This window comes from Burkholderia alba, assembly GCF_034721475.1.
In the GTDB taxonomy this organism is placed as follows: Bacteria; Pseudomonadota; Gammaproteobacteria; order Burkholderiales; family Burkholderiaceae; genus Burkholderia; species Burkholderia alba.
On sequence record NZ_JAWJWL010000024.1, the window covers coordinates 74,354 to 99,835 of the forward strand.

The following is a 25,482-nucleotide window of genomic DNA, read 5'->3' on the forward strand; positions in this document are numbered from 1 at the left end:
CCCGCATTCGAACCGCCTTCCTCATCAACCCTCATCAGTCCCATGAGCCAAGTAAAGCGTCTTACCGACCTGATCGCCGAAGGCCAGCTCTCCGGCAAACGTGTGTTCATCCGCGCCGATCTGAACGTGCCGCAGGACGATCACGGCAACATCACCGAGGACACCCGCGTGCGCGCGTCGGTGCCGGCGATCCAGGCCGCGCTCGATGCGGGCGCCGCCGTGATGGTCACGTCGCACCTCGGCCGCCCGACCGAAGGCGAATTCAAGCCGGAAGACTCGCTCGCGCCGGTCGCGAAGCGTCTTGCCGAGCTGCTCGGCCGCGACGTGCCGCTCGTCGCGAACTGGGTCGAGAACGGCGTGAACGTCGCGCCCGGCCAGGTCGTGCTGCTCGAGAACTGCCGGATCAACAAGGGCGAGAAGAAGAACGACGACGCGCTCGCGCAGAAGATGGCGAAGCTCTGCGACATCTACGTGAACGACGCGTTCGGCACCGCGCACCGCGCCGAGGCGACCACGCACGGCATCGCGAAGTACGCGCCGGTCGCGTGCGCGGGCCCGCTGCTGGCGGCCGAACTGGATGCGCTCGGCAAGGCGCTCGGCAACCCGAAGCGCCCGCTCGTCGCGATCGTCGCCGGCTCGAAGGTGTCGACCAAGCTGACGATCCTCAAGTCGCTGGCGGAGAAGGTCGACCAGTTGATCGTCGGCGGCGGCATCGCCAATACGTTCATGCTCGCCGCCGGCCTGACCATCGGCAAGTCGCTGGCCGAGCCGGATCTCGTCGGCGACGCGAAGGCGATCATCGACGAAGCGCGCAAGCGCGGCGCGTCGGTGCCGATTCCGTCCGATGTCGTGACGGCGAAGGAATTCTCGCCGACGGCCGCGGCCACGGTGAAGAAGGTCAGCGAGATCGAGGCCGACGACCTGATCCTCGATATCGGCCCGGATACTGCGAAGGCGCTCGCGGGCCAGCTTGAAAAGGCCGGCACGATCGTCTGGAACGGCCCGGTGGGCGTGTTCGAGTTCGATCAGTTCGGCAACGGGACGAAGACGCTCGCGGAAGCGATCGCCCATTCGCCGGCATTCTCGATCGCCGGCGGCGGCGATACGCTCGCGGCGATCGCGAAATACGGCATCCACGACAAGGTCAGCTACATCTCGACGGGCGGGGGCGCGTTCCTCGAATTCCTCGAAGGGAAGAAGCTGCCGGCGGTGGAAGTGCTCGAGACGCGGGCAGCCTGAGCATGGCGGGGCGCGCGGGCGCGGGTCGGGACGGCGGCTTGGCCGCGCCCGGCGTCCGGCACGCCGCGCCCCGGCACGCGTTGGGCTGCCGCTGCGGCGCAGCCCGGCCCGGCGGCGCGCGAGCCGCGCCCGGCTTCGGGCGGCGCCGCGGCTCGCGGGGTCGGTCCGCCCCGCCTTCAGAACAAAGCGACGCCGGGCGGCAAGCACCGGCGCGCACCCCGGAGCGGCGGCCGCTGGGCCGCGCGGCTCCGGCTCTCGCAGCGGTACATCCAGCGCACCCACTCAGACTCAGACGAGGAGATTCATGCATCGCGCCACCAAGATTGTCGCCACGATCGGCCCGGCCTCCAGTTCGCCGGAAGTCCTGCTGCAGATGATGCAGGCGGGGCTCGACGTCGTGCGGCTCAATTTTTCGCACGGCACCGCGGACGATCATCGCCAGCGCGCCGAACTGGTTCGCGAGGCCGCGCGCAAGGTCGGCCGGGAAATCGCGATCATGGCCGACCTGCAGGGGCCGAAGATCCGCGTCGGCAAGTTCGAGGCGGGCAAGACGACGCTCGTGCCGGGCCAGCCGTTCATCCTCGATGCATCCTGCGAGCTGGGCAACGACGAGCGCGTCGGGTTGGATTACAAGGATCTGCCGCGCGACCTGAAACCGGGCGACGTGCTGCTGCTGAACGACGGCCTGATCGTGCTGACGGTCGAACGCCTGATCGGCGAGGAGATCCACACGATCGTGAAGGTCGGCGGCGAGCTGTCGAACAACAAGGGCATCAATCGCCAGGGCGGCGGACTGTCGGCGCCCGCGCTGACGGCCAAGGACATGGAGGACATCCGCACCGCGATGTCGCTGGGCGCCGACCTGGTCGCGGTGTCGTTCCCGAAGAACGCGACCGACATGGAGATGGCGCGCCAGCTCGCGAACATCGCCGGCGCTCCGTACGGCATCAAGCCGAAGATGATCGCGAAGATCGAGCGCGCCGAGGCGATTCCGGCGCTGCAGGGCATCCTCGATGCATCGGACGGCATCATGGTCGCGCGCGGCGACCTGGCGGTCGAGGTGGGCAACGCGGCAGTGCCGGCGCTGCAGAAGCGCATGATCCGGATGGCGCGCGAGTCGAACAAGCTCGTGATCACGGCCACGCAGATGATGGAATCGATGATCTATGCGCCCGTGCCGACCCGTGCGGAGGTGTCGGACGTCGCGAACGCGGTGCTCGACGGCACCGACGCGGTGATGCTCTCGGCCGAGACGGCGGCGGGCAAATACCCGGTCGTCACGATCGAGACGATGGCGGCCGTGTGCGTCGAGGCGGAAAAATCGGAGCAGGTCGAGCTGGACAAGGATTTCCTCGACCGTACCTTCACCCGGATCGACCAGTCGATCGCGATGGGCGCGCTGTTCACCGCCTACCACCTGGGCGCGAAGGCGATCGTCGCGCTGACCGAATCCGGCGCGACCGCGCTGTGGATGTCGCGCCACTACACGCACGTGCCGATCTTCGCGCTGACGCCGCGGGTCGGCAGCGAGCGGGCGATGGCGCTGTTCCGCAACGTCACGCCGCTGCACGTCGATTTCAACAGCGACCGCGATTCGGCGCTGCAGGCGGCGCTCGAGAACGTCGTCAAGCAGGGTTACGTGCAGCACGGCGACATGGTCGTGCTGACGGTCGGCGAGCCGATGGGGCAGGCGGGCGGCACTAATACCCTGAAGATCGTGCGGGTCGGCGAGCCTTACTGAGCGCCGCGCGGCGGGTTGCGCGCGCGAGCCGGGGCCGCGTGGGGTCAGATGCCCCGCGCGGCCCTTTTTGCTTGAAGGCGTGGTCGCGAACGTAAGAAATTGCCCGCCGGCGGCCTATTTGGTCTGAATCCGGGACGCTTCGCGATAAAATGCGGCTATTCGACGCTCAGCCGCGCCGGTTTGCCCGTGTTCCGCCGAGGCAGACCGTAAGCCGCCGCGTAGGGCGCACGGTTTTCATTCAAGGAGTACCACAATGCCTCTCGTATCAATGCGTCAATTGCTGGATCACGCGGCGGAACACGGCTACGGCCTGCCGGCCTTCAACGTGAACAACCTGGAGCAGGTGCAGGCGATCATGGCGGCGGCCGACCAGGTGGGCGCGCCGGTGATCATGCAGGCATCGGCCGGCGCCCGGAAGTACGCGGGCGAGGCGTTCCTGCGTCACCTGATCGAGGCGGCGGTCGAGTCGTATCCGCATATTCCGGTGGTGATGCACCAGGATCACGGCCAGTCGCCGGCGATCTGCATGGCGGCGATCCGCAGCGGCTTCACGAGCGTGATGATGGACGGCTCGCTCGAGACGGACGGCAAGACGGTTGCATCGTACGAGTACAACGTCGATGTGTCGCGCAAGGTGGTGGAAATGGCGCATTCGATCGGCGTGACGGTGGAGGCCGAACTGGGCGTGCTCGGTTCGCTCGAGACGATGAAGGGCGACAAGGAGGACGGCCACGGCGCCGAGGGCACGATGACCCGCGAACAGTTGCTGACCGATCCGGAGCAGGCGGCCGATTTCGTGAAGCTCACGCAGTGCGACGCGCTCGCGATCGCGATCGGCACGTCGCACGGCGCGTACAAGTTCACCAAGAAGCCGACGGGCGACATCCTGTCGATCTCGCGCATCAAGGAAATTCACGCGCGGATCCCGAACACGCACCTCGTGATGCACGGTTCGTCGTCGGTGCCGCAGGAGCTGCTCGCGGAAATCCGCGAATTCGGCGGCGATATGAAGGAAACCTACGGCGTGCCCGTCGAGGAAATCCAGGAAGGCATCAAGCACGGCGTGCGCAAGATCAACATCGATACCGACCTGCGTCTCGCGATCACGGGCGCGATCCGCCGCTACCTGTTCGAGAATCCGGGCAAGTTCGATCCGCGCGACTACCTGAAGCCCGCGCGCGAAGCGGCGAAGAAAGTGTGCGTCGACCGCTACCTCGCGTTCGGCTGCGAAGGCCAGGCGGGCAGGATCAAGCCGCTGCCGCTCGACAAGATCGCCGAGAAGTACAAGGCCGGCGAACTCGCGCAGGTGGTGCGCTAAATTGCTGTAGGGCCGGCCCGGGGCGACGCGCCCGGGCGGCCGGCTGACCGGTTGCAAGACCGCCGTTCCCGCCTGCGAAGGGGAACGGCGTTTCCCTTTTTGTTTGGCTCCTATTTTCTGCGAAAAGACGATGTCTACCCTCTACGAATCCACGCTCCGCTCGCTGCCGCTCCTCGGCCGTGGCAAGGTCCGCGACAACTACGCGGTCGGCAACGACAAGCTCCTGATCGTGACGACCGACCGCCTGTCGGCATTCGACGTCGTGATGGGCGAGCCGATTCCGAACAAGGGCCGCGTGTTGAACCAGATGGCCAATTTCTGGTTCGACAAGCTGTCGCACATCGTCCCGAACCATCTGACGGGCGACGCACCGGAAACGGTCGTGACCGCCGACGAGGTCGAGCAGGTCGCGGGCCGCGCGGTGGTCGTGAAGCGTCTCGAGCCGATCCTCGTCGAGGCGGTGGTGCGCGGTTACCTGGCCGGCAGCGGCTGGAAGGACTATCAGGCGACCGGCAAGGTGTGCGGCGTCGAGCTGCCGGCCGGCCTGCAGAATGCGCAGAAGCTGCCGGAGCCGATCTTCACGCCCGCCGCGAAGGCCGAGATGGGGCATCACGACGAGAACATCACGTACGAGGAAACCGAGCGCCGTATCGGCACCGAGCTGACGGCGACGATCCGCGACATCTCGATCCGCCTGTACAAGGAAGCGGCCGACTACGCGGCCACCCGCGGCATCATCATCGCCGACACGAAGTTCGAATTCGGCCTCGACCGCCATGGCCAGCTGTTCCTGATGGACGAAGCGCTGACCGCCGATTCGTCGCGCTTCTGGCCGGCGGACCAGTACCAGGTCGGCACCAACCCGCCGTCGTTCGACAAGCAGTTCGTGCGCGACTGGCTCGAAACCCAGGACTGGAAGAAGGAGCCGCCCGCGCCGAAGCTGCCGCAGGACGTGGTCGACAAGACCAGCGCGAAGTACCAGGAAGCGCTCGAGCGCATCACGGGCCAGCAGCTCGCGTAAGCGCGCGCCGAGATCACACAAGGAAAGCGCACGATGAGCGAAGTCCAGACCGCCCATACGCATAGCGCGCCGCTCGTCGGCGTGCTGATGGGATCCAGTTCCGATTGGGACGTGATGAAGCATGCCGTGGCGATCCTGCAGGAGTTCGGCGTGCCTTACGAAGCGAAGGTCGTGTCCGCGCACCGGATGCCCGACGAGATGTTCGACTACGCGGAGCGCGCACGCGAGCGCGGCCTGCGCGCGATCATCGCGGGCGCGGGCGGCGCGGCGCACCTGCCCGGGATGCTGGCCGCGAAGACCACGGTGCCGGTGCTCGGCGTGCCGGTCGCGAGCAAGTACCTGAAGGGCGTCGATTCGCTGCATTCGATCGTGCAGATGCCCAAGGGCGTGCCCGTCGCCACCTTCGCGATCGGCGAGGCGGGCGCGGCCAATGCCGCGCTGTTCGCGGTGTCGATCCTGTCCGTCACTTCGGTCGACTACGCGAACCGGCTCGCCGCGTTCCGTGTGCGCCAGAACGAGGCCGCGCACGCGATGTCGCTGCCTCCGCTGTAGCCGGCGCTCGCGCGCCAAGGTTCCGAATTGCCCTGACTGCGGCGGGCGCACGAAGCCCGCCGTGACCGACCACTGACATGACTGCACTCCCCACTCCGGTTTTACCGACTCTGCCCGGCGCCTGGCTCGGCATGGTCGGCGGCGGCCAGCTCGGCCGCATGTTCTGCTTCGCCGCGCAGGCGATGGGCTATCGCGTCGCCGTCCTCGACCCCGATCCGGCGAGCCCTGCCGGCACAGTGGCCGACAAGCACCTGCGCGCCGCCTATGACGACGAGGCCGCGCTCGCGGAACTCGCGCAGCTGTGCGATGCCGTTTCGACCGAATTCGAGAACGTGCCGGCCGCGAGCCTCGATTTTCTTGCGCAATCGACCTTCGTCGCGCCGGCCGGCCGGTGTGTCGCGATTGCGCAGGACCGCATCGCCGAGAAGCGCTTCATCGCCGCGTCGGGCGTACCGGTTGCACCGCACGTCGTGATCGAATCGATGCAGCAGCTGGCCGCGCTGACCGACGCCGAACTCGACGCGGTGCTGCCGGGCATCCTGAAGACCGCGCGGCTCGGCTACGACGGCAAGGGCCAGGCGCGGGTGCGTAGTGCGCGGGAGGCGCGCGATGCGTACGCGGCGCTGGGCGGCGTGGCGTGCGTGCTCGAGAAGCGTCTGCCGCTCGAATACGAGGTGTCGGCGCTGATTGCGCGCGGCGCCGACGGACAGTCGGCGGTGTTCCCGCTCGCGCAGAACACGCATCACGACGGCATCCTGTCGCTGACCGTGGTGCCGGCGCCCGCCGCCGATGCGCAGATGGTCGCCGACGCGCAGCAGGCCGCCGTGCGTATCGCCGATTCGCTCGATTACGTGGGCGTGCTGTGCGTCGAGTTCTTCGTGCTCGACGACGGTTCGCTGATCGCGAACGAAATGGCGCCGCGTCCTCACAACTCCGGCCACTACACGGTGGATGCGTGCGCGACGAGCCAGTTCGAGCAGCAGGTGCGGGCGATGACCCGGCTGCCGCTCGGCAATCCGCGCCAGCATTCGCCCGCGACGATGCTCAACATCCTCGGCGACATCTGGTTCGCCGACGGCGCGAGCGACCCGGTCGCGCCGCCCTGGGATCGCGTCGCCGCGATGCCGGCCGCGCGGCTGCATCTGTACGGCAAGGAAGAGGCGCGGGCAGGCCGCAAGATGGGCCACGTGAATTTCACCGCGCCGACGCTCGACGAGGCCGTCGATGCGGCGACGGCCTGTGCGCGGCTGCTGCACATCCCGCTCGACTGAGGCGGCCGGCACGATGTCCAACGATCGACCGATTCCGCCCGTGAGCGACGCGCAGATCGCCGCCGCCGCCGCGCTGCTCGACGCGGGCGAGCTTGTCGCGTTTCCGACCGAGACGGTCTACGGTCTCGGCGGCGATGCGCAAAGCCCGGACGCCGTCGCGCGGATCTATGCGGCAAAAGGGCGCCCGGCCAATCACCCGGTGATCGTCCACCTGCCGCCGGGCGGCGATCCCGGCTACTGGGCCGAGACCTTGCCCGGCGATGCGCGCAAGCTGATCGATGCGTTCTGGCCCGGCCCGCTGACGCTGATTCTGAAGCGTGCCGCGCGGATTCCGGCGGCGGTCAGCGGAGGACAGGATTCGGTCGGGCTGCGCTGCCCGTCGCATCCGGTCGCGCAGGCGCTGCTGCACGCATTCAGCGCGCGCCGCGGCGGCCACGGCGGCGTGGCCGCGCCGTCCGCGAACCGCTTCGGTCACGTGAGTCCGACCACCGCGCAGCACGTGCGCGACGAGTTCGGCGAGGCCGTGCATGTGATCGACGGGGGATCGTCCGAGGTAGGAATCGAGTCGACGATTCTCGATCTGTCGCGCGGCTTCCCGGCGCTGCTGCGCCCGGGGCACGTCACGCCGCAGCAGATCGCCGACGTGCTCGGCACGGTGCCGCGCCTGCCCGACGGCGGCGATGCAACCGCGCCCCGCGCATCCGGCACGCTGAAGGCGCACTATGCACCGCGCACGCCGCTCGTGCTGTTGCCGTTCGAGGCGCTCGAGCCGCTGCTGGCCGCCGCGCGCGACGGCGGCGAGCGGGTTGCGCTGGTCGCGCGCGGTTCGCGCGCGGGCGGCTGGGCGCAGGCGGGCGGCGTGCATTTCGTCGCGGCGCCGGAAGATCCGCAGGCATACGCGCGCGAGCTATATCGGCTGCTGCGCGCGCTCGATCGTGCCCAGGTCGCGCGGATTCTCGTCGAGAAGCTGCCGGACACGCTCGAATGGATCGCGGTGAACGACCGGCTCGGCCGCGCGGCCGCCGCGTTCGAGGCGAGCGAGTAATCCGATACGGCCGATCGCCGTGCCGGCGTGCATCGGCGCGGGCACAGACAAAACGCCCGGTTTGCAATGCAAACCGGGCGTTTTGTTTTCGGCGGACAGGCGGGCCGGGCGGCCGGCCGACGCACTTATTTGCCGACGCCGCGGGCGGCGCTCTGCTTCTAGACGAAATGCGCGTACAGCGCGTGCACGTGCGTCGGCGGGCCGCCCGGCCCGCCGGGCCGCCGAAAACAAAACGCCCGGGTTGCAATGCAAACCGGGCGGTTTGTTTTCGGCGGACTGGCGGGCCGGGCGGCCCGCCGACGCACTTATTTGCCGACGCCGCTGGCGGCGATCTGCTTCTCGACGAACTGCGCGTACAGCGCGTGCAGGTGCGTCGTCGGGTGGACCGAATCGGCGAACATGTAGCTCTGGTCGGCGCCCGCGACCGTGTAGGTCTGCGGCGAGCAGAACAGCGACGAGCCGAACGCGCTCGGCGCCGGCACGCCGGCCTTGGTGGCGGCCGCGATCATCGCCTGCAGGTTGCACGCGGTGCCCGTGTTCGACACCGAGAAGCCGTTCGCCTGGTAGTTGGCCGTGATGCCGTCCTGCCACGTGAACACGTCGACCAGCACCGCCTTGGTCGGATCGACCTTGAGCGCCTGCAGCGTGCCCGCGAGCACCTGGTTGAACAGGCCCGACAGCTGCGTGAAGGTGGCTTGCGTGCCGGCCGACACCGCGAGCGGCGTACCGCCGATATCCGGCACGTTGGACACGTACACGTGCGTCGCGCCCGACGCGACGATCTGCTGGACCAGCGCCGCGAGCTGCTGCGCGGCCAGGGCGATCGCCTGCCCGGCTTGCTGCTGTGCGACGGCCGTGCCGGCTGCCTGCGCGGCTGCCGCCTGGTAGAAGATGTCGTTCGCGCCGCCGTTGATCAGCACGATCTGGTTCGAGTTGAAGCTGCCGTACTGCTGCAGATACTGCTGAACCTGCGTGGCGATCGGGACGGTGGTGGCCTGCGAGTAGGCCGCATTGGGCGAACCGGCCGGCGCCTGGCCGATGCCCGGCTGCAGCGTGACCCGCGAGCCGCCCTGCGCGTAGCCGCGGCCGCCGGTGGCTTGCAGCGGTACGCCGAAGCCGCCTTCGTAGGCGGGCGTGAGCGTATCGCCGTAGTACGACGCCACCACTTGCGTCCATACCTGGCCCGGGTTCGTCGTGAAGCGGCCGCCGCCGAAGCCCAGCAGGATCTGCGGCGAGTAGGTGCCGACGTCGGACAGGCTGTCGCCGAACGATACGATCTGCATCTTCACGCCGGACGGCGGGGTGTTCGAGCTGCTGCTGTCGTCGCCGCCGCCGCAGGCGGCGAGCAGCACGAACGCGGCGCTGGCCAGCGCGACCTGCGCGGTGCGCAGCAGGCGGCGCCCGGCGCGAGACGATTGTTGTTGTGGGTTCATTGCTGCATCTCCTCGTAGATATGGCCTGACTTGCTGTGCTTTGTCTGCCGCGCCGCATTCCCATGCCGGGCGGCGCGGCGGCCGTTGGCGGTAAACCTGGTTATCGATCCCCGGGCGCGGCGCTCAGCGCGGCCTGCTCGCGCGGACGGGAAGGCGCGCCGGCAATCTGCGCATGATAAGCGCTCGCCCATTCGGGCGGGCCAAAAACCGCGCGCAGCTTGTTGCGCCAGCCGCCCACGCGCCATGCGTCGGCCGCCATCGAGCGCCATTCGTGGAAGGTCGCGACGAGCGGATTGTTCGAGCCGAGCGGCTCGACGATCCCGTACTGCGGCGGATCGCGCGGATCCTCCTCGACGAAGCTGCCGAACAGGCGATCCCAGATCACCAGCACGCCGGCGTAGTTCCGGTCGATGTATCGCGGATTGCGCGCGTGATGGGCGCGGTGGATCGACGGCGTATTCAGCACGTACTCGAACCAGCCGAGCTTTGGGATCGTCTGGGTGTGCACGAAGAACTGGAACGCGAGATTGATCAGCACGATGCCGACGATCTGCTGCGGCGGAAAGCCGAGGAACGCGAGCGGTAGCCAGAACGCCCACATGCCGGCGACCGGATACATCAGGCTCTGGCGCATCGCGGTCGAGAAATTCAGGCGCTCGGACGAATGATGGACGACGTGCGCGGCCCACAGCCAGCGCACTCGATGGCTGCAGCGATGAAATACGTAGTACAGCAGATCTTGGGCGACGAACAGCACCGCGAACGACAGCCACGTGCTGTCCCAGCTGAACAGCCGGTAGTGGGCGTAGCAGTATGCATAGACGGGAATCACGAAGAGCCACGCGAGCTTGTCGGCGCCCTGGTGCATCAGCGCGAGCGCGGCATTGCAGATCGTGTCGCGCCAGTTGTAGACGCGATCCTCCGGACGTGTGCGGGCCAGGTGCCACGCTTCCCAGCCGATGCAGATCAGGAAGACGGGCGCCAGCGCGAGCAGAAGCAATTCGACATTGAATTGCATGGGCGTCTCCTCCTTTCCCCTGGCGAACTCTGTGTGTCCGGTCGGTGCGCCGGACCCTGCTTGTGTGTGCCGATTTAGCCCATCACAGTACGCAATCGCCCCGCGCGGCGCGAGGGGTTCCGTAGAGGGAGTATTCGGGGCAGGGTTTGTACGGAAGCCTTGCGGGTAAAGCCCCCGCGCGGTTCAAACAGGCGTTTGCGACGGGCGCGGGAACGGTTCCGCGCCCGTCGCGGGCGGGGTCAGCGCGGGCCGGCGTAGACCCATTCGAGCAGCGCGTCGTGCGCGGCGCGCGCGGCTTCCGCGCGGCCGTCGTTGATGAAGCTCACGACCACGTAGCTCGAGCCGTCCGACGAGGCGACGTAGCCGGCGATCGCGCGCACGTCGCGCAGCGTGCCGGTCTTGATGTGCGCATTGCCGAGCACCGGCTGGTTGGTGAGGCGGTTCTTCATGGTGCCGTCGATGCCGGCGATCGGCAGCGAGTCGACGAATACCTGCGCGACCGGGCTGGCGTTCGCGGCCTGCAGCAGATCGGCGAGCGACAGCGCGCTCACGTGCTCGTCGCGGGACAGGCCGGAGCCGTTCTCGAGATCGAGCTCGGGCATCGAGATGCCGCTGCGCTTCAGGAAATCGTGGATCACGCGGCTCGACTGCTCGGGCGTCGCGGGCGGCTTGCCCGCCACCGCGCCGATGGTCAGGAACAGATTGCGCGCCATCACGTTGTTGCTGTACTTGTTGATGTCGTAGACGACGCTCGACAGCACCGGGCTCTGATGGGTCGCCACCGGCCGCGCGTTGCTGGGCACCGCGCCCTCGGCGATCGTGCCGTTGAACGTGCCGCCCGTCTGCTGCCACAGCGCGAGAAAGCCGCGCGCGAAGAAGGTCGTGTGGCTCAGTACCGCGAGATTGGTCGTGGTGGCGCCGCAGCGCAGCGGGAAGTTGCCGGCGAACGACGCGGTGAGCACGCCGTCCGTGCCCGCCGAGACGGCCGGTCGCGCGGCCGCGCAGGAGCCGTTGCCCTCCTGCAGCTGGTTGCTGATCGACAGGTTCGACAGCGGCGGCAGCACGTCGATCGCGACGGTGCCGTTGTCCGTGGGCGTGACCGTGAAGGTCAGCGACTTGAACGCATAGAGGAGCGGATCGGGGCCGACGTTGTACGGCGCGCTTGCGTCGTCGTCGAACGGCGGCAGGTCGCGCGTCGACGCCGCGAAATAGCTTTTGTCGAGCACCAGCGCGCCGTCGATGTTGACGATGCCGGCGCGCCGGATCCGGTTGACCAGGTCGATCAGCTCTTCCGGCACGAGCTTCGGGTCGCCCGTGCCCTTGATGTACAGGTTGCCGTGCAGCGTACCGGCCGGGTCGACCGTGCCGCTCGCGTATGCGCTGGTGCGCCATCGATAGTCGGGGCCGAGGATCGACAGGCCCGAGTAGGTCGTGACGAGCTTCATCGTCGACGCGGGCAGCATCGGCCGGCTCGCGTTCCACGACATGAGCGGGATGCGGTCGCCGATCCGCTCGATCACGACGCTCATGCTGGAAGCGGGTACCCGCGCGCGCTGCAGCGCGGCCAGCACGGTGCCGGGCAGCACGGAGTGCGCGGTCGACACGGCGGCCGGGTACTTCGGCGTTTTCTTGCGGGCGTCGGCGGGGGCGGCGAAGGCGAGCGCCGCGCAGGCGGCGAGCACCGCCGCGCAGCGCAGCGCGGCGCGCGGCGCGTGGGCGGGGGAACGGTCGGGGGCACGGTGCGGCGCGGCGAAGCGGAAATTCTTCTTCATGGACGAATGACGGACGACAGGCGGTAGGTGTTGAGCGAGGGGCGCGCCGGACGGCGCAAAGCGCCCATTGTAGAGACAAGCCGCGGCAGGTGACGATTTTCGCCCGGGGATGTCGGCGGCGCGAAAGGCGGCGCTACAATGGCCGACGTTATCGAATCGTGCGATGGATGCCAGTCAGGATGCGAATACTGCTAGTCGAAGATGACCGGATGATTGCCGAGGGCGTGCGCAAGGCGCTCAAGACCGACGGTTGCGCGGTCGACTGGGTGCAGGACGGCGACGCGGCGCTGACCGCGCTCGGCGGCGAAACTTACGATCTGCTGCTGCTCGACCTGGGCCTGCCCAAGCGCGACGGCATCGATGTGCTGCGCACGCTCCGTTCGCGCGGGCTGGTGCTGCCGGTGCTGATCCTGACCGCACGCGACGCGGTCGCCGACCGGGTGAAGGGCCTCGACGCGGGCGCCGACGACTACCTGGTGAAGCCCTTCGACCTCGACGAGCTGGGTGCGCGGATGCGCGCGCTGATCCGCCGCCAGTCCGGGCGCAGCGAATCGCTGATCCGCCACGGCGCGCTGACGCTCGATCCCGCATCGCACCAGGTGACGCTGGACGGCGCGCCGGTCGCCCTGTCCGCGCGCGAGTTCGCGCTGCTCGAAGCGCTGCTTGCGCGCCCCGGCGCGGTGCTATCGAAGAGCCAGCTCGAGGAGAAGATGTACGGCTGGGGCGAGGAGATCGGCAGCAACACCGTCGAGGTGTACATCCACGCGCTGCGCAAGAAGCTCGGTTCGGATCTGATCCGCAACGTGCGGGGCCTCGGCTACATGGTTGTGAAGGAAGCGTAGCGCGTGAGGTCGATCCGTCATCAATTGCTGATCTGGCTGCTCGCGATCGTGGTGGCCGGGGTGGGTATCGCCGGCTGGTTGATCTATCGGCAGGCGCTCGCCGAGGCGAACGAACTGTTCGACTACCAGCTGCAGGAAATCGCCGCCGCGCTGCCGTCGGAACCGTTTTCACAGGTGTTCGGCTCGCGCACCAACGGCGACGAGGGCATCGTCATCCAGATCTGGAACCGCAACGGCGTGCTGATGTATTTCTCGCATCCGCGCGCGCCGATCGCGCCGCGCGCCGAACTGGGCTTCTCGACCGAGCGCACCGAACGCGGCGAATGGCGCGTCTACGGCGCGATCGTCGGCGACAACGTGGTGCAGCTCGCGCAGCCGCTGTCCGTGCGCAACCGGCTCGCGGCGAACGTCGCGCTGCGCACGCTGTGGCCGCTGATCGTGCTGCTGCCGTTCCTCGGCGCGGCGGTATGGATGATCGTCGGGCGCGGGCTCGCCCCGCTTGCGCGCGTGACGCGCGCCGTCGAGGCGCGGCGCCCCGAGGCGCTCGATCCGTTGCCCGATTCGCGTCTGCCGCTCGAGGTTCAGCCGCTCGTGCGCGCGCTGAACGGCCTGCTCGCGCGCCTGTCGGCCGCGCTCGACACGCAGAAGGCATTCGTCGCCGACGCCGCGCACGAACTGCGTACACCGCTTGCGGCCGTGCAGATCCAGGCACAGCTGGTGGCGCGCGCGCACGACGATGCCGAGCGCCGCGAGGCGATCGCCGATCTGCAGAGCGGCGTCACCCGCGCGACGCGGCTGGCCGAGCAACTGCTCGCGCTGGCGCGCTCGGAGCCGGACGGCGCGACGGTGAGCGAACCGGTCGACCTGCAGGCCGTGCTGACCGAGTGCGTCGCCGCGCACGCGCCGCTCGCGCAGCGGCGCAACATCGACTTGGGCTTCGAGGAGGTGCAGCCGGCCACCGTGACGGCCGATGCCGCCGCGTTGCGCGTGATGTTCGGCAACCTGCTCGACAACGCGATCAAGTACACGCCGGACGCCGGGCGGATCGACGTGTCGCTGACGGCCGATGCCGCCGGCCGCGCGTGCGTGCAGATCGGCGACAGCGGCCCGGGCATCCCGGCCGACGAGCGGGAGCGCGTGTTCGACCGGTTCTACCGCGATACGTCGGCCCGCGCGCGCACCGACGTGTCGGGCAGCGGCCTCGGGCTCGCGATCGTCAAGCGGGTGGCCGCGCAGCAGGGCGCGACGGTGACGCTCGGCGAAGCGGCGGCGGGCGGCCTGCTGGTGAGCGTTGCGTTCCGCCGGGGGGCGGCCGGCTAGCGGCGGGCGCTCCAATCGTCCTTCAGTCGCATTTAAGTTCGGTTAAGCCTCCTTTAAGACAGCGTCGCTACGCTGCGTTCTAACAAAAGAGGAGGTTAATCGATGAATTCCCGATTCCTTGCGCGTGGTGCCGTGGCCGTTGCCGTCGCGGCGGCCCTGTCGGTCGGCTATGTCGCCGGCACCCGTCACGCGGAGCCGCAGATCATCACGCCCGCCGCGGCGGCCGCGCTGATGCCGGCCGAAGCGGCGGCCAAGACGGGCATCCCCGATTTTTCCGGACTGGTGGAAACCTACGGCCCCGCCGTGGTGAACATCAGCGCGAAGCACATGGTGAAGCAGGTGGCGCAGCGCGGCATGCCGCAGATCCCGGTCGATCCCAGCGATCCGTTCTACCAGTTCTTCAAGCATTTCTACGGCCAGATGCCGGGCATGGGCGGCGGCGCGCAGCCGAACGACCAGCCGAGCACGAGCCTCGGCTCGGGTTTCATCGTCAGCCCCGACGGCTATATCCTGACCAATGCGCACGTGATCGACGGCGCGAACGTCGTCACCGTGAAACTCACCGACAAGCGTGAATACCGCGCGAAGGTCGTCGGCGCGGACAAGCAGTCGGACGTCGCGGTGCTGAAGATCGACGCGTCCGGGCTGCCGACCGTCAAGATCGGCGATCCGTCGCAGAGCAAGGTGGGCCAGTGGGTGGTCGCGATCGGCTCGCCGTACGGCTTCGACAACACGGTGACGTCGGGCATCATCAGCGCGAAATCGCGCGCGCTGCCCGACGAGAACTACACGCCGTTCATCCAGACCGACGTGCCGGTCAATCCCGGCAACTCGGGCGGCCCGCTGTTCAACCTGAACGGCGAGGTGATCGGCATCAACTCGATGATCTACTCGCAGACGGGCGGCTTCCAGGGGCTGTCGTTCGCGATCCCGATCAACGAGGCGATCAAGGTCAAGGACGAACTGGTGAAGACGGGCCACGTGAGCCGCGGCCGTCTCGGCGTGGCGGTGCAGGGCCTCAACCAGACGCTGGCGAGTTCGTTCGGCCTGCCGAAGCCCGACGGCGCGCTCGTCAGCTCGGTCGATCCGAAGGGGCCGGCCGCGAAGGCAGGGCTGCAGCCGGGCGACGTGATCCTGTCGGTGAACGGCGCGCCGGTGGTCGATTCGACGACGCTGCCGTCGCAGATCGCCAGCATGAAGCCGGGCACCCGGGCGGACCTGCAGATCTGGCGGGACAAGGCGAAGAAGAGTGTTACCGTGACGCTCGCGTCGCTCACCGACGACCAGGGAGCAGCCAGCACCGATTCGCCCGTCGAGCAGGGCCGGCTCGGCGTCGCGGTCCGGCCGCTCTCGCCGCAGGAGCGCAACGGCACGTCGCTGACCCACGGGCTGGTCGTCCAGCAGTCGAGCGGGCCCGCGGCCAGCGCGGGGATCCAGCCGGGCGACGTGATCCTGGCGGTGAACGGCCGCCCGGTCACGAGCGCCGATCAGCTGCGCGATGCGGTGAAGTCCGCCGGCAACAGTCTTGCGCTGCTGATCCAGCGCGACGACGCGCAGATCTTCGTGCCGGTCGATCTGAGCTAAGCTTGGATGCGCCGCGCGCGGGCCGGTCCGCCGGTCCGCGCGTCCGATCGACAGAGACTCAAGGAGAAGCACCATGCAACAGCAACGCGTTTCGAAGTACCTGATCGCGGCGACGCTGGCCTTCGGCCTCGTGGGGGGCGCCTATGCGCAGTCGGGCTTGCCGGCCGTGCATCAGCAGGGCGCTGTAAGCTTTGTGTCAGGCGGCGTCGGGCAGGATGAGTCCACCGCGTTCGAACGCAACGAAGGCCGCTGGCCGCTGGCGCTGCGCTTTACCGGCGCGGGCGGAGAGTTCCTTGCCGACGTCCACGTGTCGGTCACCGATGCGAAGGGCGCCGAAGTGCTGAAGACGGATGCCCGCGGCCCGTTCATGCTGGTGAAGCTGGCGCCCGGACATTACACGGTGCAGGCGTCCTATAGCGGCAAGGTGCAGTCCCGCCCCGTGACGGTGCCCGCGAAGGGCGGCGTGAAGGAAGCGTTCTCGTGGAGTGCGCAGTAACGGTTGCGCCGCCACGAAGCCCGCGCAATTCGGCGGGGTTTCGCCGATAATGAAAGCCACGGCCCATGCCGTGGCTTTTCGTTTAGGGCGGCGTATCGCGCGCGCGGCCCGCCGAAGGGGAATCCGATGTCCGACGCCGCCAGCCCTCGCATCGAGATCGTGCCGAATCGCCACCGGATTCGGGTGATCCACCACGGCATCACCTATGCGGACTCGACAGGCGCGTTGACCTTGAAGCAGGCGGGTTTGCCCGATGTGCATTATTTGCCGCGAAGCGATATCAATATGAGCAGGCTCGTGCCGTCCGGACAGACGGCCCATCGCGAGCCCGCGGGGCAGGCGAGCTACTTTCACCTGCAGACGGAAGACGGCGTCGTCGAGAACGCCGCATGGAGTTACGAGGAACCGCCGGAGGCGGCGCACGGAATTCGCCGGTACATCGCCTTCCACGCGGAGCGGGTTGATCGGATCGACGAGACGTCCTGACACGGCGGACGTTCATCGGGGAGAGGGTCATGGAACTGAACGACGCGTTACGTATTCCGCTTGCGCCGTCGGTCGTCTGGGAGGCGCTGCAGGATCTCGCGCTGTTGCGCGCGAGTCTCGATCATTGCGAATCGTTTACACGGCTCGCGCGCAGCGAATACGCGCTGACGCTGACGGTGCCGCTCGGCCCGCTGCGCGCGCATTACGACGTGCGCGCGCACGTCACGGGCCAGCGGCCCGGCGAACTGGGGCAGATCCGTCGAACGCTCAACTTCAAGGCCCGCGCCGACGGCCTCGGCGCGCTGCGCGGGCAGCTCGATCTGGTGCTGTCCGCGGACGACACCGACGACGCGACCCGGATCGAATACGTGGTGTGGGCGACCGCTTCGGGGCCGCTCGCCGAATTGCCCGGCCGTCAGATCAAGAATGCGCTGCATGAACTGGCCGACGATTTCTTCACCGAATTCTGCGCGGTCGTGCAGGCGAAGCACGGCCTCGCGCCCAATCTTGCCCGTGGCCGCCCGTCGCGGCGCCAGCACGTGTTCCTGCGGCCGTCGGCCTTGACGGGCAGCGGGCGGCGTCAGCCGCACCATCTGGCGGGGGCGCTGACGGGGCGGGCCGCGAGCGCGCTCCATCACCGCGAGTCGAACACCGTGCCGTTGTGGGCGTGGGCCGCGATGATCGTGTTCGTCGCGCTGCTGCTCTACGTGGCGCGATGGTTCAACGGCGGCTGAGCGCCGTCGCCGACCAGGACGCCGAACGCCGGCCCGGACGCCAGTCGCCCGGGCCGGCGTTTTTTTGCGGACCGCTCAGGCGCCGCGAAAGGTCCGCCGGTATCCGGACGGCGAGGTGTCGAAGGCGGCGGCGAAATGCTGGCGCAGCGAGGCGTCCGAGCCGAAGCCCGCCGCGTGCGCGATCGCGTCGATCGGCTGCTCCGTCGTTTCCAGCAGTTGCTGCGCCCGAGCCAGCCGCTCGGCGAGCAGCCATGCGCCGACCGTCGTCCCCGTGGCCAGACGGAAATGGCGGGTGAACGTGCGCCGGCTCATCAGCATGCGCGCCGCGAGGGAGTCGAGGCTGTGCGGCAGGTCGAGATGGGCGCGCACCCAGTCGAACAGATCCGCGAGCCGGCCGTCGCGCGGATTCGCGGCGACCGGCTGTTCCACATACTGCGCCTGGCCGCCCTGCCGGTGCGGGGGGACGACGAGCCGCCGCGCGACCCGGCTCGCGACGTGCGCGCCGTAACGCTTGCGGAGCACGTGCAGACAGCAGTCGAGGCCGGCCGCGGTGCCGGCCGAGGTCATCAGGGTGCCGTCGTCGACGTACAGCACATTCGGGTCGAGTTTCACGCGGGGGTAGCGGCGGGCGAATTCGTCGGCCCATGCCCAGTGGGTCGTGGCGGGACGCCCGTCGAGCAGACCGGCCTCCGCCAACACGAACGCGCCGAGGCACAGGCCGACGAGCTGCGCGCCCCGCGCGTGGGCGGCGCGCAGCGCGTCGACCAGGGCGGCGGGCGGCGCTTCGCGGGTGTCGCGCCAGGTCGGAACGACGATGGTATGCGCGTCGGCGAGTGCGTCGAGCCCGTACGGCGCCGTGATCGTGAAGCCGCCGGTGGTGGCGAGCGGGCCGGGTTCGAGCGCGCAGACGCGCAGGTCGAACGGGGGCAGGCCGTCGCCGCCATGCTCGTCGCCGAATACCACGCAGGGCACCGACAGGTGAAACGGGCTGATGCCGTCGAATGCGACGACGGCGACGATATGCGCGGGCAGCGTCCGAGGGGTAGGCGTCGTCACGGGCACGGCTCCGATGGAGAAATCAGTGGATGGCCCGATTCTATCGAATATTGGCAATCAGGCCACTGTCGGTGTGCGACCGTGTCGCGAACAATGGCGTCGTCGCGCCGCTCCGCGCGCGGCGTCATGCGGCGGCGGATGCTCTGCCCGCCGTCTCCATTCCATCCCTTCCTTCGACCCAGGAGTGCGATATGTCCGCATCCAGCCCGCGCCGTGCGCTGATCGTCATCGATGTTCAGAACGAGTACGTGACCGGCCATTTCCTCATCGAATATCCGGACGTCCGGACCTCGCTCGACAACATCGGCCGCGCGATCGACGCCGCGCATGCGGCCGGCGTGCCGGTCGTCGTCGTGGAGCATGTGGCGCCGGCCGAGTCGCCGATCTTCGCGCGCGGCTCGCACGGGGCGGCGCTGCATCCCGTCGTCGCGTCGCGGCCGCACGCGCACCGCATCGAGAAGGCGCTGGCGAGCGCGTTCGCCGGTACCGATCTGGCCGACTGGCTTGCCGCGCACGAGATCGGCGTGCTGACGGTGGTCGGCTACATGACGCACAACTGCAATGCGTCGACGGTGCTGCATGCGGCGCACGCGGGTTTTCAGGTCGAGTATCTGGCCGACGCGACGGGCTCGCTGTCGTACGAGAACAGCGCCGGCGCGGCGAGCGCCGAGGAGATTCATCGCGCGTTCACGGTCGTGCTGCAGTCGAATTTCGCCGCGGTGCTGACGACCGATGCCTGGATCGACGCGCTGGGCACCGGTGCCGTGCCCGAGCGCGACAACGTCTACGCATCGAACCAGCGGGCGCGCGCTTGAGGGGCTAGCGGGGCAGCGCAGGAAGCGGGCGGGGCGGGCGGCGTTCGCGCGATCCGCCCGAAGCGGGCGCGGCCGGAGGGCGGGGCGTGCCGCCCGGGTCGGACGGCCGCCGTCAGGCCGTGTCCTTCAGCATCGCGGGGCTGAGGCGCAGCATGTCGAAGCACGCGTCGACTAGCTTCTCCGCATGCCGTTCCGCATCGATTTCGTCGGGCAGCATCAGCATGTCGCGGACGAAGCCGCTGACGAGCGTGTGCAGCATCAGCGTCGCGCGCCAGGTATCGAGCGACGCGGGCAACTGGCCGTCCGCGACCGCCTGCGCGAGATCGGCCTCGATGTTGTGGAGCGCCTCGCTCATGCCTACCCGGTTGCGCTGGAGCAGCGGCTCCATGTCGGCGACGTACTCGCACTTCATGAAGAGGATGCTGAAGACGCGCCTGAGCTGCGCATCGCGCGCGACACCGAGCAAACACCAGATTAGAATCTTGCGAATCTTGCCGAGCGGGTCGGTCTGTGGTGCCGAGGGAGTCGACTTCAGCTCGTCGATCGGCAGGAAGACGCGATCGAACATCGCGTCGAACAGATCGCTCTTGTTGGCGAAGTGCCAATAGATCGCGCCGCGCGTGACGCCCGCATGCTGCGCAATGTCGGCGAGCGAGGTGTGCGACACGCCTTTTTCGAAAAAGACGTGCTCGGCGGCGTCGAGAATGCGGTCGCGTGTGGCGAGCGCTTCCTCCTTGGTACGTCTGACCATTGGGGGCCTGTGATGAGCGGTGGCGGGGTAAACAACAAGGGCTGCATCGCAGTGGCCAACTAGCATAGCTCTGCGGCACAAGCTGTTTGTAACTGTCGGTAAATTGTAAAACTTTGTGCGATGCAAAAAGGTCTTTTACATACATTCATGACTGTATATACAATACCACCCTACGATCGAATGGCCCAAGCGGCAATCAGTTAATATCCGACTCTGCTGATTTCCCTCCAAGTGTTGTGCCGCGTGTCACGTGGCGTCCCCCGGCACGGCAGTCGCGTGCCGTTGCCGTATCCGCAGTCCAGCAATTCAGGTGTTCGATCAAGCGTCGCAAGGCGCATTCGTGTTGTGTCCCCGAGGGCCGGCACCCAATCCATTTGTTACAAACGAGGTTGCTCCATGCGCGTTGAACGGGTTCCACACCGCTTAATCACTGTCGCGACGGCTGCCGTTTTCCTTGCCGCGTGCGGGAAAAAAGAATCGGCTCCGCCGCAGCAAACGCCGGAAGTCGGCGTCGTCACGGTCCAGCCGCAGGCTGTGCCGGTCGTCACCGAACTGCCCGGCCGCACCAGTGCCTATCTGGTCGCGCAAGTGCGCGCCCGAGTCGACGGCATCGTGCTGCGCCGCGAGTTCACCGAAGGCACCAATGTCAAGGCGGGCCAGCGTCTCTACAAGATCGACCCCGCGCCCTATGCCGCCGCGCTGAACAGCGCGAAGGCGACGCTCGCGAAGGCGCAGGCGAATCTGGTGACGCAGAACGCGCTGGTCGCGCGCTACAAGGTGCTGGTTGCCGCCAACGCGGTCAGCAAGCAGGACTACGACAACGCCGTGGCGACCCAGGGTCAGGCCGCGGCCGACGTCGCGTCGGGCAAGGCGGCCGTCGATACCGCGCAGATCAACCTCGGCTACACGGACGTCACGTCGCCGATCACGGGCCGCGTGGGTATTTCGCAGGTCACGCCGGGCGCCTACGTGCAGGCTAGCCAGGCGACGCTGATGTCGACCGTTCAGCAGCTCGATCAGGTCTACGTCGACCTGACGCAGTCGAGCCTCGAAGGCCTGAAGCTGCGCCAGGACGTGCAGAGCGGCCGTCTCAAGACGAGCGGTCCGGGCGCGGCGAAGGTCACGCTGATCCTCGAGGACGGCAAGCCGTACTCGGAGCAGGGCAAGCTGCAGTTCTCCGACGTGACGGTCGATCAGACCACCGGCTCGGTGACGATCCGCGCGATCTTCCCGAACGCGCAAGGCGTGCTGCTGCCGGGCATGTTCGTCCGTGCGCGCATCGAGGAAGGGGTGAACGACAACGCGTTCCTGGTTCCGCAGATCGGCGTCACGCACGATCCGAAGGGCCAGGCGATCGCGATGGTCGTGAACGCCGAGAACAAGATCGTGCCGCATCCGCTCGTCGCGACGTCGATGCAGGATCAGAACTGGGTGGTCGAAAGCGGTCTGCAGCCGGGCGACCGGGTGATCGTGCAGGGTATCGACAAGGTGCGTCCGGGCATGACGGTGAAGGCCGTGCCGGCGACGCCGTCGCAAGCCGACGCCGCGGGCGGTGCCGCTCCGGCACAGGGCGCCGCACCGGCTCAAGCCGCCGCATCGGGCGCTGCACCCGCGAGCGCCGCAGCCGCTTCGGGCGCGCAATAATAGGGGGCTTGTTTCATGGCAAAGTTTTTTATTGATCGCCCGATCTTCGCGTGGGTGATCGCCATCATCCTGATGTTGGGCGGTATCGCGGCGATCTTCACGCTGCCGATCGCTCAATATCCGACGATCGCGCCTCCTTCGATCCAGATCACGGCGAACTACCCGGGCGCGTCCGCGAAGACGGTGGAAGATACCGTCACGCAGGTCGTCGAGCAGCAGATGAGCGGGCTCGACAACTTCCTGTACATGTCGTCGACCAGCGACGACTCGGGCAACGCAACGATCACGCTGACCTTCGCGCCGGGCACCAACGCCGACATCGCGCAGGTCCAGGTGCAGAACAAGCTGTCGCTCGCGACGCCGGTTCTGCCCCAGGTCGTGCAGCAGCTCGGTCTGTCGGTGACGAAGTCGAGCAGCAGCTTCCTGCTGGTGCTCGCCTTCAACTCCGAAGACGGCAGCATGAACAAGTACGACTTGGCGAACTACGTCGCGTCGAACGTGAAGGATCCGATCAGCCGGCTGAACGGCGTCGGTACCGTCACGCTGTTCGGCTCGCAGTACGCGATGCGGATCTGGCTCGACCCGAACCGCCTCACGAACTACGGCCTGACGCCCGTCGACGTGACGAGCGCGATCACGAGCCAGAACGTGCAGGTGGCGGGCGGCCAGCTGGGCGGCACGCCGGCGACGCCGGGCACGGTGCTGCAGGCGACCATCACGGAAGCCACGCTGCTGCGTACGCCCAAGGAGTTCGGCAATATCCTGCTGAAGGTGAACCAGGACGGTTCGCGCGTGCTGCTGAAGGACGTCGCGAAGATCGAACTCGGCGGCGAAAACTACAACTTCGACACCAAGTACAACGGTCAACCGACCGCCGCGCTGGGGATCCAGCTCGCGACCAACGCGAACGCGCTCGCCACGGCGAACGCGGTGCGCGCGAAGATCGACGAGCTGTCGAAGTACTTCCCGCATGGCCTCGTCGTGAAGTATCCGTATGACACGACGCCGTTCGTGCGGCTGTCGATCGAGGAAGTGGTGAAGACGCTGCTGGAAGGCATCGTGCTCGTGTTCCTCGTGATGTACCTGTTCCTGCAGAACCTGCGCGCGACGATCATCCCGACGATCGCCGTGCCGGTGGTGCTGCTCGGCACGTTCGCGATCATGTCGCTGGTGGGCTTCTCGATCAACACGCTATCGATGTTCGGTCTCGTGCTGGCGATCGGCTTGCTGGTGGACGATGCGATCGTGGTGGTGGAGAACGTCGAGCGGGTGATGGCGGAGGAGGGCTTGTCACCCAAGGAGGCGACCCGCAAGGCCATGGGCCAGATCACCGGCGCACTGGTCGGCGTGGCGCTCGTGCTGTCTGCGGTGTTCGTGCCGGTCGCGTTCTCGGGCGGGTCGGTGGGCGCGATCTACCGGCAGTTCTCGCTGACCATCGTGTCCGCGATGATTCTGTCGGTGCTGGTCGCGTTGATTCTGACGCCCGCGCTGTGCGCGACGATCCTGAAGCCGATTCCGCAGGGTCATCACGACGAGAAGAAGGGCTTCTTCGGCTGGTTCAACAAGACCTTCAACAAGAGCCGCGACAAATACCACGTGGGCGTGCACCACGTGATCAAGCGCTCGGGCCGCTGGCTCGTCATCTATCTGGTGGTGATCGTCGCGGTGGGCCTGCTGTTCGTCCGCCTGCCGAAGTCGTTCCTGCCCGACGAAGACCAGGGGCTGATGTTCGTGATCGTGCAGACGCCGTCCGGCTCGACGCAGGAAACGACCGCGAAGACGCTCGCGAACATCTCCGACTACCTGTTGAAGGACGAGAAGGAGATCGTCGAATCCGCGTTCACGGTGAACGGCTTCAGTTTCGCGGGCCGCGGCCAGAACTCGGGCCTCGTGTTCGTGAGGTTGAAGGATTACTCGCAGCGGCAGCATGCGAACCAGAAGGTCCAGGCGCTGATCGGCCGGATGTTCGGACGCTATGCGGGCTACAAGGACGCGCTGGTGATCCCGTTCAACCCGCCGTCGATTCCTGAACTCGGGACGGCCGCCGGCTTCGACTTCGAGCTGACGGACAACGCGGGTCTCGGCCACGATGCGCTGATGGCCGCGCGCAACCAGCTGCTCGGGATGGCGGCGAAGGATCCGACGCTGCAGGGCGTGCGCCCGAACGGCCTGAACGATACGCCGCAGTACAAGGTGGACATCGATCGCGAGAAGGCGAACGCGCTCGGCGTCACACCGGCTGCCATCGATCAGACGTTCTCGATCGCGTGGGCATCGAGCTACGTGAACAACTTCCTCGATACCGACGGCCGGATCAAGAAGGTGTACGTGCAGTCGGACGCGCCGTTCCGCATGACGCCGGAAGACATGAACATCTGGTACGTGCGCAACGGGTCGGGCGGGATGGTGCCGTTCAGTGCGTTCGCGACCGGCCACTGGACCTACGGTTCGCCGAAGCTCGAGCGCTACAACGGGATCTCCGCGATGGAAATCCAGGGCCAGGCGGCACCGGGCAAGTCGACCGGCCAGGCGATGGCGGCGATGGAGTCGCTCGCGAAGAAGCTGCCGCTGGGCATCGGCTACTCGTGGACGGGGCTGTCGTTCCAGGAAATCCAGTCCGGCTCGCAGGCGCCGATCCTGTACGCGATCTCGATCCTCGTCGTGTTCCTGTGTCTCGCGGCGCTGTATGAGAGCTGGTCGATTCCGTTCTCGGTGATCATGGTGGTGCCGCTCGGCGTGATCGGCGCGCTGCTGGCCGCGACGCTGCGCGGGCTCGAGAACGACGTGTTCTTCCAGGTCGGTCTGCTGACGACGGTGGGGCTATCCGCGAAGAACGCGATTCTGATCGTCGAGTTCGCGCGCGAGCTGCAGGTCACCGAGAAGATGGGGCCGATCGAGGCCGCGCTCGAGGCGGCGCGTCTGCGGCTGCGCCCGATCCTGATGACGTCGCTCGCGTTCATTCTCGGCGTGATGCCGCTCGCGATCAGCAACGGCGCGGGTTCGGCCAGCCAGCACGCGATCGGTACCGGCGTGATCGGCGGGATGATCACGGCGACGTTCCTCGCGATTTTCATGATCCCGATGTTCTTCGTGAAGGTGCGGGCGGTGTTCAGCGGCGAGAAGGAAGACGCCGACGAAGCGCTGCGTCTCGCCCAGGAGCACGCGCATCACGAAGAGAAGCCGGATAACGGCGACGACGCAGGCAAGAAGGGACAGTGATGATGCAAAAACACGCATTGACTGCAATGGCAGTCGCGCTCTTCGCCACCGGCTGCACGATGGCGCCGCACTACCAGCGGCCCCCGGCCCCCGTGTCCGGCGCGTTCCCGTCCGACGGCGTCTAC

General features: G+C 67.7%; 21 protein-coding genes. 16 read left to right on the forward strand and 5 right to left on the reverse strand.

The annotated features are described in order from the left end of the window. Positions 1-42 precede the first annotated feature (42 nt). From RZR99_RS24820 to RZR99_RS24850, 7 genes are all read left to right on the forward strand, one after another. Entirely contained in the window at positions 43-1,239 is a 1,197-nt protein-coding gene (locus RZR99_RS24820) for a phosphoglycerate kinase (RefSeq protein WP_323122420.1), read from the forward strand. A 304-nt stretch (positions 1,240-1,543) separates the two neighbouring features. Continuing rightward, the gene (gene pyk / locus RZR99_RS24825) at positions 1,544-2,980 is read left to right on the forward strand and encodes a pyruvate kinase (protein ID WP_323122421.1); all 1,437 of its coding nucleotides are present in this window, start codon (positions 1,544-1,546) and stop codon (positions 2,978-2,980) included. Between the two features lie 253 nt (positions 2,981-3,233). After that, on the forward strand, positions 3,234-4,298 hold the full coding sequence (fba, locus tag RZR99_RS24830; protein WP_323122422.1) for a class II fructose-bisphosphate aldolase: 1,065 nt from the start codon (positions 3,234-3,236) through the stop codon (positions 4,296-4,298). A 130-nt stretch (positions 4,299-4,428) separates the two neighbouring features. Continuing rightward, positions 4,429-5,319: a phosphoribosylaminoimidazolesuccinocarboxamide synthase gene (locus tag RZR99_RS24835; protein ID WP_323122423.1), complete on the forward strand. Its 891-nt coding sequence runs from the start codon at positions 4,429-4,431 to the stop codon at positions 5,317-5,319. 33 nt (positions 5,320-5,352) lie between these two features. Next, complete coding sequence (gene purE, locus RZR99_RS24840; protein ID WP_323122424.1) at positions 5,353-5,871, forward strand: 5-(carboxyamino)imidazole ribonucleotide mutase; 519 nt, start codon at positions 5,353-5,355, stop codon at positions 5,869-5,871. 77 nt (positions 5,872-5,948) lie between these two features. After that, positions 5,949-7,142: a 5-(carboxyamino)imidazole ribonucleotide synthase gene (locus tag RZR99_RS24845; RefSeq protein ID WP_323122425.1), complete on the forward strand. Its 1,194-nt coding sequence runs from the start codon at positions 5,949-5,951 to the stop codon at positions 7,140-7,142. Between the two features lie 13 nt (positions 7,143-7,155). Next, positions 7,156-8,187, forward strand: coding sequence for an L-threonylcarbamoyladenylate synthase (locus tag RZR99_RS24850; RefSeq protein ID WP_323122426.1), 1,032 nt, complete (start codon positions 7,156-7,158; stop codon positions 8,185-8,187). Positions 8,188-8,492: 305 nt separating this feature from the next. On the opposite strand, the gene RZR99_RS24855 is transcribed toward RZR99_RS24850, so the two are convergent. The 3 genes from RZR99_RS24855 to dacB all read right to left on the reverse strand — a co-directional run bounded on the left by RZR99_RS24855 (position 8,493) and on the right by dacB (position 12,410). After that, complete coding sequence (locus RZR99_RS24855; protein ID WP_323122427.1) at positions 8,493-9,620, reverse strand: SGNH/GDSL hydrolase family protein; 1,128 nt, start codon at positions 9,618-9,620, stop codon at positions 8,493-8,495. 100 nt (positions 9,621-9,720) lie between these two features. Further along, positions 9,721-10,638 carry a sterol desaturase family protein gene (locus RZR99_RS24860; RefSeq protein WP_323122428.1) on the reverse strand — a complete coding sequence of 306 codons (918 nt, stop codon included), beginning with the start codon at positions 10,636-10,638 and terminating at the stop codon, positions 9,721-9,723. Between the two features lie 239 nt (positions 10,639-10,877). Next, the gene (gene dacB / locus RZR99_RS24865; RefSeq protein ID WP_323122429.1) at positions 10,878-12,410 is read right to left on the reverse strand and encodes a D-alanyl-D-alanine carboxypeptidase/D-alanyl-D-alanine endopeptidase; all 1,533 of its coding nucleotides are present in this window, start codon (positions 12,408-12,410) and stop codon (positions 10,878-10,880) included. 179 nt (positions 12,411-12,589) lie between these two features. Between dacB and RZR99_RS24870 the strand changes: the two genes are divergently transcribed. The 6 genes from RZR99_RS24870 to RZR99_RS24895 all read left to right on the forward strand — a co-directional run bounded on the left by RZR99_RS24870 (position 12,590) and on the right by RZR99_RS24895 (position 17,872). Beyond that, positions 12,590-13,252 carry a response regulator gene (locus RZR99_RS24870; RefSeq protein ID WP_323122430.1) on the forward strand — a complete coding sequence of 221 codons (663 nt, stop codon included), beginning with the start codon at positions 12,590-12,592 and terminating at the stop codon, positions 13,250-13,252. A 3-nt stretch (positions 13,253-13,255) separates the two neighbouring features. Further along, on the forward strand, positions 13,256-14,572 hold the full coding sequence (locus RZR99_RS24875) for an ATP-binding protein (protein WP_323122431.1): 1,317 nt from the start codon (positions 13,256-13,258) through the stop codon (positions 14,570-14,572). 102 nt (positions 14,573-14,674) lie between these two features. Continuing rightward, positions 14,675-16,156, forward strand: a complete 1,482-nt coding sequence (locus tag RZR99_RS24880; protein WP_323122432.1) for a DegQ family serine endoprotease — start codon at positions 14,675-14,677, stop codon at positions 16,154-16,156. Between the two features lie 73 nt (positions 16,157-16,229). Further along, positions 16,230-16,652, forward strand: coding sequence for a carboxypeptidase-like regulatory domain-containing protein (locus RZR99_RS24885; protein WP_323122433.1), 423 nt, complete (start codon positions 16,230-16,232; stop codon positions 16,650-16,652). Positions 16,653-16,778: 126 nt separating this feature from the next. Next, complete coding sequence (locus RZR99_RS24890; protein ID WP_323122434.1) at positions 16,779-17,138, forward strand: DUF427 domain-containing protein; 360 nt, start codon at positions 16,779-16,781, stop codon at positions 17,136-17,138. Between the two features lie 29 nt (positions 17,139-17,167). After that, positions 17,168-17,872, forward strand: a complete 705-nt coding sequence (locus tag RZR99_RS24895) for a CoxG family protein (RefSeq protein ID WP_323122435.1) — start codon at positions 17,168-17,170, stop codon at positions 17,870-17,872. Between the two features lie 75 nt (positions 17,873-17,947). On the opposite strand, the gene RZR99_RS24900 is transcribed toward RZR99_RS24895, so the two are convergent. Beyond that, on the reverse strand, positions 17,948-18,928 hold the full coding sequence (locus tag RZR99_RS24900) for a helix-turn-helix domain-containing protein (protein ID WP_323122436.1): 981 nt from the start codon (positions 18,926-18,928) through the stop codon (positions 17,948-17,950). A gap of 191 nt (positions 18,929-19,119) precedes the next feature. Between RZR99_RS24900 and RZR99_RS24905 the strand changes: the two genes are divergently transcribed. Then, positions 19,120-19,743: an isochorismatase family protein gene (locus RZR99_RS24905; RefSeq protein ID WP_323122437.1), complete on the forward strand. Its 624-nt coding sequence runs from the start codon at positions 19,120-19,122 to the stop codon at positions 19,741-19,743. Between the two features lie 112 nt (positions 19,744-19,855). Here RZR99_RS24905 and RZR99_RS24910 read toward each other — a convergent pair whose 3' ends face one another. Then, positions 19,856-20,494: a TetR family transcriptional regulator gene (locus RZR99_RS24910; RefSeq protein ID WP_323122438.1), complete on the reverse strand. Its 639-nt coding sequence runs from the start codon at positions 20,492-20,494 to the stop codon at positions 19,856-19,858. A 396-nt stretch (positions 20,495-20,890) separates the two neighbouring features. Between RZR99_RS24910 and RZR99_RS24915 the strand changes: the two genes are divergently transcribed. After that, on the forward strand, positions 20,891-22,138 hold the full coding sequence (locus RZR99_RS24915) for an efflux RND transporter periplasmic adaptor subunit (protein WP_323122439.1): 1,248 nt from the start codon (positions 20,891-20,893) through the stop codon (positions 22,136-22,138). 15 nt (positions 22,139-22,153) lie between these two features. Then, complete coding sequence (bpeB, locus tag RZR99_RS24920) at positions 22,154-25,357, forward strand: efflux RND transporter permease BpeB (RefSeq protein WP_323122440.1); 3,204 nt, start codon at positions 22,154-22,156, stop codon at positions 25,355-25,357. Positions 25,358-25,482 lie beyond the last annotated feature (125 nt).

Excerpts from the sequence above, each read along its gene's own strand:
- RZR99_RS24820 (WP_323122420.1), top strand. The coding sequence starts at position 43 with ATGAGCCAAGTAAAGCGTCTTACCGACCTGATCGCCGAAGGCCAGCTC.
- pyk (WP_323122421.1), top strand. The coding sequence starts at position 1,544 with ATGCATCGCGCCACCAAGATTGTCGCCACGATCGGCCCGGCCTCCAGT.
- fba (WP_323122422.1), top strand. The coding sequence starts at position 3,234 with ATGCCTCTCGTATCAATGCGTCAATTGCTGGATCACGCGGCGGAACAC.
- RZR99_RS24835 (WP_323122423.1), top strand. The coding sequence starts at position 4,429 with ATGTCTACCCTCTACGAATCCACGCTCCGCTCGCTGCCGCTCCTCGGC.
- purE (WP_323122424.1), top strand. The coding sequence starts at position 5,353 with ATGAGCGAAGTCCAGACCGCCCATACGCATAGCGCGCCGCTCGTCGGC.
- RZR99_RS24845 (WP_323122425.1), top strand. The coding sequence starts at position 5,949 with ATGACTGCACTCCCCACTCCGGTTTTACCGACTCTGCCCGGCGCCTGG.
- RZR99_RS24850 (WP_323122426.1), top strand. The coding sequence starts at position 7,156 with ATGTCCAACGATCGACCGATTCCGCCCGTGAGCGACGCGCAGATCGCC.
- RZR99_RS24855 (WP_323122427.1), bottom strand. The coding sequence starts at position 9,620 with ATGAACCCACAACAACAATCGTCTCGCGCCGGGCGCCGCCTGCTGCGC.
- RZR99_RS24860 (WP_323122428.1), bottom strand. The coding sequence starts at position 10,638 with ATGCAATTCAATGTCGAATTGCTTCTGCTCGCGCTGGCGCCCGTCTTC.
- dacB (WP_323122429.1), bottom strand. The coding sequence starts at position 12,410 with ATGAAGAAGAATTTCCGCTTCGCCGCGCCGCACCGTGCCCCCGACCGT.
- RZR99_RS24870 (WP_323122430.1), top strand. The coding sequence starts at position 12,590 with ATGCGAATACTGCTAGTCGAAGATGACCGGATGATTGCCGAGGGCGTG.
- RZR99_RS24880 (WP_323122432.1), top strand. The coding sequence starts at position 14,675 with ATGAATTCCCGATTCCTTGCGCGTGGTGCCGTGGCCGTTGCCGTCGCG.
- RZR99_RS24885 (WP_323122433.1), top strand. The coding sequence starts at position 16,230 with ATGCAACAGCAACGCGTTTCGAAGTACCTGATCGCGGCGACGCTGGCC.
- RZR99_RS24890 (WP_323122434.1), top strand. The coding sequence starts at position 16,779 with ATGTCCGACGCCGCCAGCCCTCGCATCGAGATCGTGCCGAATCGCCAC.
- RZR99_RS24895 (WP_323122435.1), top strand. The coding sequence starts at position 17,168 with ATGGAACTGAACGACGCGTTACGTATTCCGCTTGCGCCGTCGGTCGTC.
- RZR99_RS24905 (WP_323122437.1), top strand. The coding sequence starts at position 19,120 with ATGTCCGCATCCAGCCCGCGCCGTGCGCTGATCGTCATCGATGTTCAG.
- RZR99_RS24910 (WP_323122438.1), bottom strand. The coding sequence starts at position 20,494 with ATGGTCAGACGTACCAAGGAGGAAGCGCTCGCCACACGCGACCGCATT.
- RZR99_RS24915 (WP_323122439.1), top strand. The coding sequence starts at position 20,891 with ATGCGCGTTGAACGGGTTCCACACCGCTTAATCACTGTCGCGACGGCT.
- bpeB (WP_323122440.1), top strand. The coding sequence starts at position 22,154 with ATGGCAAAGTTTTTTATTGATCGCCCGATCTTCGCGTGGGTGATCGCC.